Raw genomic sequence first — 11,773 nt, 5'->3', positions numbered from 1 at the left:
ATTTAAACCCTTTTGAAGTAATTAATTTTATTAGCGATTTTATCTTAAATTTAATAAAACCTTTGTTAAACTCCGACAAACTTTTTCACGGCGTGAAAAAGTCGTGAAAAAGTATTGAAAAGATTGTGATGAAAATTTTAGGAATCGATCCAGGCACGAAAAATTGCGGTTACGCGATACTTGAAAAGAGCAAATTTAAAACCATACTTCTTGAAGCTGGGCTTATAAAGATAAAGCCAAACACGCTTCAATACCAAATAACAGAGCTTTGCGAGGGGCTTGATCTCATCTTTAAAAACCATAAATTTGACGAGGTCGCGATAGAAGACATCTTTTTTGCCTACAACCCAAAAACTGTCTTAAAGCTCGCTCAGTTTCGCGGGGCACTTAGTCTTAAAATTTTGCAGCTTCATGGGGATTTTGCCGAATATACGCCGCTTCAAGTGAAAAAAACAGTCACTGGCAAGGCAAAGGCTGACAAAGAGCAGGTGGCATTTATGGTGAAGAAAATTTTAGGTATAAATAAAGAGATAAAACCGCTTGATATCACCGATGCTATCGCGATCGCACTAACTCACGCGAATAATTTAAGAATAAACTAAATTTGATAGGAAAAATATGGCAACACTAAAAGCTTTACTAATTGGAGATGTGAAAAACTACGGCTCGCAAAATGCAACTGATAAGCTAAATTTACCTTGGAGCTCAGCTATTTTTAAAGTAGCTCAAAATGGCGAAATTTTCGCAAATGAGCTTGGCTTTGAGGGCGATAGCGTCGCTGATACGAAGCACCATGGCGGCCCTGAGAAAGCTGTATTTGCAAATTCATTTGCAAACTACGCCGAGTGGGAGAAATTTTTAGGATTAAAAAACATGGCTTATGGGGCGATGGGGGAAAATTTATGCGTTGATGGGCTTGATGAGAGCTGCGTCTGCGTGGGCGATATCCACAAGGTGGGCTCGCTTGTGCTTCAAGTCTCGCAGCCTAGAAAGCCATGCTTTAAGCTCTCAAAAAGATGGGGCAACGAAAATATGGCTACTCACATCTTTGAAACAGGCCTTACTGGCTGGTACTACCGCGTTCTTACGCCAGGCTCATGCAAAGCAGGTGACATGATAGAGGTTGTAGAAAGTGACCCAGTTCATATGAGCATTTTAGAGATAAATAGGCTATTTTACGCGCCAAGTGAAAATTTAAATTTACTAGAGAAATTTAACGCCCTCACTACTCTTACAAATGGCTGGCATGATGATATGAAAAGACGCATCGAAGGAATTTATAGCACCGAATTTATGAGAACACTATAAACATTTATACTTTTGCTCCGATTTTGTTTTACAAATAAATTTCAAACAAAATTTAAAGGAGCAGAGGTGTTTCGTTCTATCACAAATAAGATAGCACTCGCCTTGATGATCTTACTCATCATCTCGTTTTGCGCTATCTCGGCGGTTAGTTATTTTACTTCAAAGGACAAGATCGTTGAGCTTGTCAGTGGCAAAGAGGATCAGGTCCTCAAAGATATAAAAAGTGTTGCAAACACTTTTTTTGATGAAAATTTAGAGTACGTCAAGAAAATTTCATCAGCAGTTGAAGGCACTCAAAGTGGCGATGAGATAATGAATTTTGTCTTATTAGAAAAAAAGGTCGCAAACTCTGCGGTGAAATATGTCTATTACGGCGATGAGGACGGACACTTCTTTCAGTCAGATGGTAAAAGAACAACCGTAGCTGATAACTACGACCCAAGAACTAGAGGCTGGTATAAGAGCACAAAAGAGAAAAATAAAGAAATTTATACCGAGCCAAGGATCACTTCTACAAATGATCTTGTTGTAACTTTCACAGCTCCAGTCACTAAAAATGGTAAATTTGTTGGCGTTGCTGGTATAGACGTAGATGTAAAGAAAGTTAGCGACAAGATCATCGAAATAGGCAACACTGGCGATGGCGGATATGCTTATGTGATGAGAAAAGATGGCACTATGCTCTTTTCTGACGTAGCTTCAGAAGTTGGCACTATCTTGCCAGCTACAAAGGTTGTCTCAGAAAAATATGCCAATAAAGAATTTGATGAAAATGGTCTGATCTCATATAAAAACTCTAAAAACCAAGATGTAACGGCTAAAATTTTACCTATCAACGATGATGGCTGGCTTGCAACCGTTGCCATAGGTGCGGATACCTTTTCAAACCACACTATGCCTATTTTAAAAGCACAACTAATACTTGCAGTGCTCTTTATAGTCATACTCTCAGCCATTGTTTTCGTGCTACTAAAACGCTCGCTTAAGCCTATCAGCGTTATCCAAGAGAAGCTTTCTGATACGTTTAAATTTATCACTTATGAGAGCAGCACCGCTCCAAGCAAGCTAGACATCCACACGACTGATGAATTTGGCGTGATGAGCGAAGAGATAAACAAAAATATCGACAAAGTCATAGCTGGCATCAAAAAAGATAACACCATGCTTGAAGAGCTAAATGTAGCTGCAAATAATATGATAAGAGGAAATTTAGGCGTCAAACTAAGTGAGAATCCAAACAACCCATCACTCATCAAGCTAAAAGATTTACTAAACACTTTCTTTAGCTCTATCAGTCAAAATTTAGGCAGCGTCATAAATATCCTAAAAGCCTACTCAAATAACGATTACACCGCTAAGATCGAGCTAAGAGATGACATAGAGGCTGATCTAAAGGCCATGATAGTTGGCATAAATAATGCAGGTGATGCTATAAGCGCTATGCTAAATAGCAACCTAAATCAAGCTCAAATTTTAGAAGAAAAGGCAACTATGCTTGCTGAGTCTATGAGAAATTTAACTGAGGGTGCGAGCAAACAAGCTGACTCTATCCAAGAGAGCGCGGCTGCGGTTGAACAGATGAGTAGCTCGATGAATGCTATCTCGCAAAAGACAGGAGACGTCATAAGACAAAGTGAAGAGATCAAAAATATCATCGTCATCATCCGTGACATCGCTGATCAGACAAATTTACTAGCCCTAAATGCCGCCATAGAAGCAGCTCGTGCAGGAGAACACGGACGTGGCTTTGCGGTTGTGGCCGATGAGGTTAGAAAACTAGCTGAGCGCACTCAAAAGAGCCTTGGCGAGATCGAAGCAAATACAAATGTATTGGCTCAATCAATAAATGAGATGAGTGAGAGCATAAAAGAGCAGGCTGAGGGCATAAATATGATAAATAGAAGTGTCGCTCAAATAGATAACGTCACAAAAGAAAATAGAAGCGTTGTTAGTAACACAAATGACGTAACTAGCGAGATAGACAGCATGGCAAAGGTCATACTAACAGACGTTAGAAAAAATAAATTTTAATACCCCAAAATACTACTAGGCTCATGTAAATTTACGTGGGCCTTTAAATTTTAAATCTTTTTTACGCTAAAATTACCAAAAATTTAAAGGAGAATATATGCCACTACTTGATAGTTTTTGCGTAGATCATGTGAAGATGAAAGCCCCAGGAGTTAGACTAGCAAAGAGTATGAAGACCCCAAAGGGCGATGATATCAGCGTTTTTGACTTGAGATTTTGCAAGCCAAATGAGGAAATTTTGCCAGAAAAAGGCACTCACACTTTAGAGCACCTATTTGCTGGTTTTATGAGAAACCATTTAAATGGCAACGGCGTGGAGATCATAGACATCTCACCGATGGGCTGTAGGACTGGCTTTTATATGAGCGTGATCGGCACACCTAGCGAAGAAGCTGTAAAAAAGGCATGGCTTGCTTCGATGAAGGATATCTTAGAGGTCAAAACTCAAGATCAAATTCCAGAGCTAAATAAATTTCAATGCGGCACCTACAAGATGCACTCACTTGAAGAGGCACACGCCATAGCAAAGAAAATTCTGGATCACGGTCTAGTCATCATAAACAACGAAGAGATCAAGCTTGACGTTGATGCTATGGGACTAAAAAAGCACTGATTTGAAGCCAGTAAAACAAGAAAATCAAGCCTATCTAAAAGAGCAAATTTTAACCTATCTTGGTAACAAACGCTCTCTTTTAGGCTTTATCGAGCGAGGCGTAAAATACGCAAAAGACGAGCTTAAAAAAGAGAAGCTTAGCTGCTGTGACCTCTTTAGTGGAAGCGGCGTGGTGGCTAGGTTTTTAAAACAAAATAGCGAATTTCTAGTCGCCAACGACTTGGAGCTTTACAGCTTCATCACAAACTCATGTTATTTGCAAAACGCCACAAGTGAACTAAGAGATGAGATAAATTTCTGGCAAAAAAAGCTTGAAAAAGAGATAAAAGAAAACCTTTATGAGGGCTTTATAACAAAGCTTTATGCCCCACAAGATGACGAAAATATCGCTTTTGGCGAGCGGGTCTTTTACACAAGAAAAAATGCCATATTCATTGACACCGCAAGAAGGCTCATAGATGAGATATTGCCAGCTGAAATGAGAAAATTTTTCATAGCTCCACTACTTTATAACGCAAGTGTGCATGCAAATACGAGTGGAATTTTTAAAGGTTTTCATAAAAATAAAGAGGGCATCGGTCAGTTTGGTGGCAGGGGGCAAAATGCCATCTCAAGGATCACTTCTGATATAAATTTGACTAAGCCAATTTTTTCAAATTTCAGCGTGCCATTTGAGGTCTATCAAAAGGACGCAAATTTGCTAGCAAAAGAGCTTGATAAGCTCGATCTAGTCTATCTTGACCCACCTTATAACCAGCATCCATACGGCTCAAACTACTTCATGCTAAATCTCATCGCAAGCTATGAAGAGCCAAGTAAAATTTCAAAAGTCTCAGGCATCGCAAAGGACTGGAACAGATCAGTTTTTAATAAAAAATCATCAGCAAGCGAGGCATTTTTCGAGCTGATAGCAAATTTAAAGGCGAAATTTGTGCTCATCTCATTTAACTCAGAGGGCTTTATCAACCAAGATGAATTTGATAAAAACCTAAATAAAATGGGCAAAGTTCATCTACTGCGCCAAAAGTATAATGCCTACCGCGGCAGCAGAAATTTAAAAGCTAGAAACATCCACGTAGACGAACTTCTTTACGTTTTGAAAAAGTAAATTTAAAGGATATAAGATGACAACTACAATTTTTAAAGGTGATATAACGCCTCAGATAGCCCAAATTTTACAAGATGCCTACGAAGCTATAAAAAAGATCGATCCTCAGTTTAAGATGGAAAATGATGGATACAGACTTTGTAAAGAGGATGCAAAATATCTAAAAGATGTAGCTTTTAAGGCTAAAAATAGTGAGCTTGAATGTGTTGAAGAAGATGAATTTAAAAGTCATAAAAGAGAGTTGCTCATAGGACTTGGTGCAGATGAGAGTAAAATTTTCTAAGGAATTTGAGCAAGCTACTGATAAGATCACTAAATTTATAGCTAAAGATAGTGTTGAGAAGGCGGTACTTTTTTACAATGATCTGATAACAAAGATCGAAGAGATAAAATATATGCCGTATCGTTTTCGTAAAAATTTAGATATAAACGATGATGATGTTAGAGACTTGATATTTCATGGTTATGTTGTTCCATTTTATATCGATAAAGAAAAAGAGACTATAACTATACTTTTGATCTACAAAGAGAATTTACCAAGCATAAAATTTTAGTTCTTTCTCTTTATTTAACTACTTTTAATTTTAGCCCTCATCCTCTGGCAAGCACTTCTCAAAGATAAATTTATGCTCATTTGGCAAGGCGTCGTAGATAGCATTTGCTAAATTTCTTATCTCCCAAAGGGCTGACTTTGAGCTTCTAAGAGAGATGAAATTTTGCAAGCTTCTAGCGTTTATGCTCCATGTAAGCTCTGTCTTATAGCATTCTGGCAAGCAGTATTTAACGATATCAAGGCTTTTTGTGGTTGAGGCTAAAATTTCACGTAAATTTTCAAGCGCTTTTATGCTTGCGTTATCGACCATTTCGTCATTTGTTAGCACGATAAATTTAGCCGCACGCTCAAACTGCCCTACTTCAAATTTCTCCTCCTTTTTTAGCTCTTTTAGTGTGTAACGGGTTGATTTGACGCTTAGGCTTGCTATGCGGTGGCGGGCTAGCTCTTGTAGTAGTGCACGCGAGATGCCTTGGATGTAGAAGTTGTAGTAAAGATGCTCTAGTGTTGAAGCGTGTTTAAATTTATTACCCACCCTATCTATCAGTTCGACATCTTTTTCGCCACCATTATCGCCTTTTTCAAAGCTTTGCCAGCATGTGCGGATCGCGTGAGAGCAGATATTTAGTGGGGTGTGATTTAGAAGTGTTACTTGCATATTTTCTCTTTTTGTAAAATTTTTTAGCATTTTACAAAAAGAAGGCTGATTTTATTTGTAAATTTAAAAGGGAGCGAGCGCCCCCTTTATTATTGTTTTAGTTGAAGAAGTGTGTTTAGCATCTCGTCACTTGTTGTGATCGTTTTTGAGTTTGCTTGAAAGCCTCTTTGGATGACGATAAGATCTGTTAGCGCACGGCTTAGATCGACGTTACTAGCTTCTAGTTTTGAAGCTGCGATCGTTCCTTTATCGCCAGTGCCTGCTGCGCCGATGACTGCTTCGCCTGAGTTTGCAGTTTGTGAAAAGACGTTTCCGCCCTCACTTTGAAGACCCTCGTTGTTTGTAAAGCTAGCAAGTGCCACTTGAGCTAGACCAAAGCTTTGTCCGTTTGTAAATGCACCGATGATCGTACCAGTTTCGTCGATCTTTAGGTCATTTAGCGTGCCACCTGTGTAGCCATCTTGTGAGATAGACTCAGTTGAAGAGTCTTTATCAAAGCTTGTTAGTCCGTTAAAGTCTGTTCCCAAGCCAAAATTTAAACTAACATTTTGACCACTTTGTGAGCCGTTGTTAGCTGAAAATGTTATCGTAGCTGGGTGAAAGCTAGCAAGTGAGCCATTTGAGTTAAATCTCAATGAGCCAGTTACGACGTTATCTGGACCCTCGCCTGTGTAGTTTATCTTAGCAGGCTCTGGCACTTGGATGATCATATTCCACTCTGTACCACCATCTGTTGTAGTGCCTGTCTTTGCCCATCTGATACTAACTGTGTGTTTTGAGCCAAGTGAGTCAAAGATCTCAGCTGTTGAGCCGTGGCTAGACATCATCATCTTGCCGCTTGCTCTTAGAGCTTGACCTGGGCTTAGTGCGCCATCAAGTGCTTTCATGATATTTGTAAAGCGAACATTTTCGTTTACTGCTGCGTTGTTTGTGCCTTGAGCTGGTTTTGTAAGGCCAGTTGTTGTCATATAAAGGGCTTGGTCAGCTATTTCATTTGTAGGGTTTTCTAGTTGAAATTGACCTAGTTTATTTACAGTGATCTTTACGCCATCGTTCGTATCATCTCCAGCTACTGCCTGAAGTGCAGCAACACCTGCTGCGTGTTTTTGATCAGGTGTGCCAGCTGCTGCTGCATAAGCGTTGTTATATGCTAGTGCATAGGCTGGGTTTGTTATAGCTGCGCCACCTGTACCTGGGGCTACCTTGTGAGCAGCAGTTGCAAGTTTTGCAGCATCAAGTGCGTCAGAGTTTGCTCTTATTTGACCATCACCGTTGTAATCAACGTGGTTTCTAGCATCCTCTTGCATAGCAGCACGAAGATCTTCTGTTGTAGTGATCTGTCTTGCTATCTTATCGTTATTTGGATGAACTGCCGTTGTTTGTGAGCTTGTATAGACATATTGATAAGCTGTTATGATATCTTTACTAGCTAGACCGCCAACTGTGTTTCCAGCATTTACTGTTAGGTGGATGTTTTTTGTCTCTTCAGTTGTGCCTGAGTTGTTTCTGTTTATAAGCGTTAGTTTGTTACCCTCTGAAATTTCAGCTCTAACACCAGTTTTGTTGTACTGAGCGTTGATAGCAGCTGCAACGTCACTAATGCTTGTCATTGTGCCAGCTTGAGTTTTGATGTTTTGTCCATTTAGTGTTATATCAAGTGTAGCTGGTGGGTTGATCTGACCGATGTTTTGTGCTAGAGCGCTACCTACTGAAAATTTCTCAGTTTTAGCGTTTGCGTAGCTTACCCAGATACCTTGACCATCTCTTAGAGCAAGACCGTTTCCAAGCTCGTCAAATGTAACGCCAAGATCGACACCACGCTCTGTTAAAATTTGCTCGTTTCTTGAGTTTGTATAAAATTCATCGTTGTTTGTATCGTTTTCATTATGAACTTCGTTTGCATTTAAAATTCCATCATTATTAAAATCACGTCCGCCAGCAACTGAATCAAGTGCGTAAATAGGTGTGCTTCTTTGACCGATGCTGTTGCCTGAGTCAAGGTTGCCTTTTATCTTTACCTCTGTTGTCGCTCTTGCTGGAGTTGTAAGACCTTCTTTGATGACGATGTTGCTTATAGGGCCTGTTGAGTCGATAGTGCCAGTCTCATCATCTCTAGTCCAGCCTTGAACGATGTAGCCGCTATTATTTACGAAGTTACCAGCCTTATCACGGACGAAATCGCCGTTTCTTGTATAGTATCTTGTCGTTCCGCCATCTGGAGAGACGACAAAGAAGCCATTTCCTTGAAGAGCAAGGTCGGTTTGCTTATCAGTGGCTGTTAGTGTGCCTTGTGAGAAAATTCTTGTAGTTGAGTTTATGGTCGTTCCTAAACCTATTTGCATAGCGTTTTGACCGCCTAGCTGGCCTTGTGGAGCTGTAGCAACTCTTGGAGTTTGGCTTAGTATATCAGCAAAATTTGCGCGGTTGTATTTAAAACCATAGGTATTGACGTTTGCGATATTGTTGCCTTCTACGTCCATGGCTATCTGGTGGGCTTGTAGGCCTGAAACACCAGACCAAAGTGATCTCATCATGAGCTTATCCTTTTTCTCGTTTTAAAATTTTTATAATCTTTCAAAAGCAAAAGATGTTCCAAAATTTATATCGGCAAAAAGAGAAAAATTTGAAAATTTTTGTATGATCGTATTTTTTAATATGCTTTTTCTCGTGATGAAATTTCTATTATCTCAATAGTTAAAATTTCATCTTGCTTAAGCCCTATTATGCGGTAATGTATGCCAACTCTCCAACGCCAGCGGTCATCATAGCCTTGCATCTTTTCTGCGTTATTTGTTGCAAAAGGATTTTCTACTTTTTCAAGCTCTTTTAGAAAGGTGCGTATTTTTAGAGCTGCTCTTAGATCACCTTTTGAAATTTTATCTAGTTGTTTGTCGGCAGAGCGCTTAATGACTATTTTATACACTAAACACCCATTTCAGTTTTAACTTCAGCTATTAGTGCTTCCTGTTCCACTTTTGAGAGTTTTTTAAATTCTATATCGAGTTTTTTTATGCTTGGAGACTTTAAAAGTTCATAATCTTTTGGCTCATCCAGTTTGCTTTTTATCTTTTTTTTAAGATAAAGGATTAGTTCTGATTGTTTTTTTAAAGTATCTTGCAATGAATTTAGTTTTTTCTCCTCTTTTTCAAGAGAATTAAACAATGCTTTACGTGTCATAGTCTCGTATTTTGCATAATCAATATTTGTTTGCATCGCATTTTCCTTTAAATTTTTTAATGATTTTAACACATTTATCCAAGTATCATGGCTCCTACGATGCCACCGATGATTAGTGGGATGTTAAAAAATATAAATGTAGGCACGCAAGTATCATATATGTGGTTGTGCTCACCATCAGCGTTTAGGCCGCTCGTTGGCCCAAGTGTGCTGTCGCTTGCTGGGCTTCCAGCATCGCCTAGAGCCGCTGCTATACCAACTAGCAAGATGATAGCTGGCACGCCAAAGCCAAGGCTAAGGCAAAGTGGCACGTAGATAGAGGCTAAGATAGGGATAGTGCCAAAGCTAGTGCCTATGCCCATCGTCACAAGAAGTCCGATAAGTAACATCAAAAGCGCTCCACCTATCTTGCCGCCAGAGACCAAGCTGGCGTATTTTACAAGCTCGTCTATACCGCCACTCTCTCTTAAAATGGTGCCATATCCCGCAGCAACAAGCATGATAAATGCGATAAAGCCCATCATAGCAAGGCCATTATCCATGATCTTATCTACTTTTTTATATTCTATCCCGCCAAAAACGACCATAACCAAAAGTCCAAGTAGCGCACCAAGTGGCAAAAGCGAAGTGTAAATTTGCACGACAAAGGCGACAACTGCACCAGCTAAGACCGCCCACTCTTTTTTAGTCATCTCAAGGCTTTTTGCGCGCTCGATCTCATCAAGCTCGGCTTTTTCAAATTTAGAAGTTTTATAAATTCTTTTTTTACTATAAAAAAGTATGGCTAAAATGAGCCCTACAAACATCGAAGCTCCACCTATCCACATGACTGAGGAGATATCTGATATGGTTGTGTTTATGCCGTTGTTTGCTAGCTCTTTTTTAAGGATATTGTGAAAAAGCAGACCAAAGCCAACGCTAAGGCTCACATAAGGTGCTTGAAGTCCAAATGTAAGAGCGCAAGCCACCGCACGTCTATCTATGCCCATTTTGTTCATAAGAGCAAGAAGTGGTGGGATCAAGATAGGTATGAAGGCTATATGAACTGGGATCAAGTTTTGAGACAAACAAGCGATAAATGCGATAGTTAGTGTAAAAATGACTTTGTTTGAGCTAAGAAATTTACTCATTGCATTTATCAAAATGGCTGTTAAATTTGTATTTGCGATGGCAGCTGCAAGAGCGCCTAATAAAATGTAGCTTAGCGAGGTTTCAAGGTTGCCTTGCATGCCGCTTATGAGGCTTTGAGTGGTCTCTTTTAGAGCTGTAAAAAAGCTATCTATTCCGCTTGTTAAGCCACTTTCAAATCCGCTAAAACCATGCTTATACATAACCCCAGCAACAAGGGCTGAGATGAGGATAGAAAGTAGGATGTTAAAACGCAGCAAACATAGCACCGTCATCACCAAAATGCTAAAAACAACAGGGTTAAAGAGAAGCATGTGTGTCCTTTTTGTATGAGTGCAAGAATTATACAAGGGCAGGGCTTATTAAATTTTAAAAAGAGTGGCTTAAGTGGGTATGTGTTAAGATTTTTGGCAAATTTTAAAAGGAAAAAGCGATGGATTTAGAGAAAATTTATAAGGACGCTGGGGCGTATTTAGAGGGGCACTTTTTGCTAAGTAGTGGCAACCACTCGCAGTTTTATCTGCAAAGTGCAAAGGTGCTTGAAGATCCTGCTCTTGCTGCAAAGCTAGCAGATGAGTTAGCCAGTGTGATAGAGAAATTTGGCATTAAATTTGATAGCGTTTGCTCGCCAGCACTTGGTGGAATTTTAGCTGGATATGAGCTAGCTCGCGCGGCGAAAAAGCGCTTTATATTTACAGAGCGCGTTGATAGGGTGATGAGCCTAAGGCGCGGCTTTGAAGTGAAAAAGGGCGAGAAATTTATAGTTTGTGAAGATATCATCACAACTGGTGGCTCAGCACTTGAGGCGGCTCGTGTCATAGAGAGCCTTGGGGGAGAGGTGGTTGGTTTTGCGGCACTTGCAAACCGCGGTTTTTGTAAGGTTGCAAATTTAGGCAATGAAGCTAAGGCAAATGCAAAACTGCCAAGTGATAAGCCATTTTTTGCTTTGGGGAATTTTGAATTTGAAATTTACGAGCCAGAGCACTGTCCGCTTTGTAAGAGTGGTAGCAAGGCTATTAAGCCTGGAAGCAGAGGCAACTAAATTTTATAAAATTTATCTCTTAAAGCTTAAAATAATAATATTTGTAACTTATTCGTTATTTTGGGCTTTGAGTAAATTTTCTCATCAAAATTTCTTTTTTTCCTTAAATTTTAAAAGTTAATTTATAATTAAGATTTGAATGTATAAAATGGCAC

The 11,773-nt window shown here is 39.5% G+C and carries 13 protein-coding genes and 1 pseudogene; 9 read left to right on the top strand and 5 right to left on the bottom strand.

Features of this window, described 5'->3' with window-relative positions; genetic code table 11:
- The first annotated feature begins 122 nt into the window (after positions 1 to 122).
- The 8 genes and pseudogenes from ruvC (at position 123) to CVT00_RS10085 (ending at position 5,614) form a co-directional block, all read left to right on the top strand.
- Positions 123 to 602, top strand: a complete 480-nt coding sequence (gene ruvC, locus CVT00_RS10115; RefSeq protein ID WP_087583362.1) for a crossover junction endodeoxyribonuclease RuvC — start codon at positions 123 to 125, stop codon at positions 600 to 602.
- 16 nt (positions 603 to 618) lie between these two features.
- Positions 619 to 1,308 carry an MOSC domain-containing protein gene (locus CVT00_RS10110; RefSeq protein ID WP_107915132.1) on the top strand — a complete coding sequence of 230 codons (690 nt, stop codon included), beginning with the start codon at positions 619 to 621 and terminating at the stop codon, positions 1,306 to 1,308.
- 105 nt (positions 1,309 to 1,413) lie between these two features.
- Positions 1,414 to 2,145: pseudogene (locus CVT00_RS10565) on the top strand (cache domain-containing protein); the annotation flags it as partial.
- Positions 2,146 to 2,202: 57 nt separating this feature from the next.
- Positions 2,203 to 3,339, top strand: coding sequence for a methyl-accepting chemotaxis protein (locus CVT00_RS10560; protein WP_430516365.1), 1,137 nt, complete (start codon positions 2,203 to 2,205; stop codon positions 3,337 to 3,339).
- Between the two features lie 97 nt (positions 3,340 to 3,436).
- A complete protein-coding gene (gene luxS, locus CVT00_RS10100; RefSeq protein ID WP_107915136.1) occupies positions 3,437 to 3,952 on the top strand; it encodes an S-ribosylhomocysteine lyase in 516 nt (171 codons plus the stop codon).
- Between the two features lies 1 nt (position 3,953).
- Positions 3,954 to 5,060, top strand: a complete 1,107-nt coding sequence (locus CVT00_RS10095; RefSeq protein WP_107915138.1) for a DNA adenine methylase — start codon at positions 3,954 to 3,956, stop codon at positions 5,058 to 5,060.
- 16 nt (positions 5,061 to 5,076) lie between these two features.
- On the top strand, positions 5,077 to 5,343 hold the full coding sequence (locus tag CVT00_RS10090; protein WP_087581264.1) for a hypothetical protein: 267 nt from the start codon (positions 5,077 to 5,079) through the stop codon (positions 5,341 to 5,343).
- Positions 5,324 to 5,614, top strand: a complete 291-nt coding sequence (locus CVT00_RS10085; RefSeq protein ID WP_075467795.1) for a type II toxin-antitoxin system RelE/ParE family toxin — start codon at positions 5,324 to 5,326, stop codon at positions 5,612 to 5,614. Before CVT00_RS10090 ends, CVT00_RS10085 begins: the two co-directional genes overlap by 20 nt.
- Positions 5,615 to 5,644: 30 nt before the next feature.
- On the opposite strand, the gene thyX is transcribed toward CVT00_RS10085, so the two are convergent.
- The 5 genes from thyX to CVT00_RS10060 all read right to left on the bottom strand — a co-directional run bounded on the left by thyX (position 5,645) and on the right by CVT00_RS10060 (position 10,890).
- On the bottom strand, positions 5,645 to 6,271 hold the full coding sequence (thyX, locus tag CVT00_RS10080; RefSeq protein WP_103632785.1) for an FAD-dependent thymidylate synthase: 627 nt from the start codon (positions 6,269 to 6,271) through the stop codon (positions 5,645 to 5,647).
- Positions 6,272 to 6,360: 89 nt separating this feature from the next.
- Positions 6,361 to 8,805 (bottom strand): flagellar hook protein FlgE, encoded by a 2,445-nt coding sequence (gene flgE, locus CVT00_RS10075; RefSeq protein ID WP_107915140.1) that lies wholly within the window; start codon positions 8,803 to 8,805, stop codon positions 6,361 to 6,363.
- Positions 8,806 to 8,921: 116 nt separating this feature from the next.
- Positions 8,922 to 9,194 carry a type II toxin-antitoxin system RelE family toxin gene (locus CVT00_RS10070; RefSeq protein ID WP_087583355.1) on the bottom strand — a complete coding sequence of 91 codons (273 nt, stop codon included), beginning with the start codon at positions 9,192 to 9,194 and terminating at the stop codon, positions 8,922 to 8,924.
- A complete protein-coding gene (locus tag CVT00_RS10065) occupies positions 9,194 to 9,484 on the bottom strand; it encodes a hypothetical protein (protein ID WP_009295142.1) in 291 nt (96 codons plus the stop codon). The genes CVT00_RS10070 and CVT00_RS10065 overlap by 1 nt, the downstream gene beginning before the upstream one ends.
- Positions 9,485 to 9,522: 38 nt before the next feature.
- Entirely contained in the window at positions 9,523 to 10,890 is a 1,368-nt protein-coding gene (locus CVT00_RS10060) for a Na+/H+ antiporter NhaC family protein (protein WP_103557834.1), read from the bottom strand.
- 119 nt (positions 10,891 to 11,009) lie between these two features.
- Between CVT00_RS10060 and pyrE the strand changes: the two genes are divergently transcribed.
- Positions 11,010 to 11,618: an orotate phosphoribosyltransferase gene (pyrE, locus tag CVT00_RS10055; RefSeq protein ID WP_103557833.1), complete on the top strand. Its 609-nt coding sequence runs from the start codon at positions 11,010 to 11,012 to the stop codon at positions 11,616 to 11,618.
- The last annotated feature ends 155 nt before the right edge of the window (positions 11,619 to 11,773 follow it).

Source organism: Campylobacter concisus (assembly GCF_003048675.2).
Lineage (GTDB): Bacteria > Campylobacterota > Campylobacteria > Campylobacterales > Campylobacteraceae > Campylobacter_A > Campylobacter_A concisus_F.
Note: the sequence above shows the minus strand (reverse complement) of the source record. Positions and strands in the feature narration are given on the sequence as shown.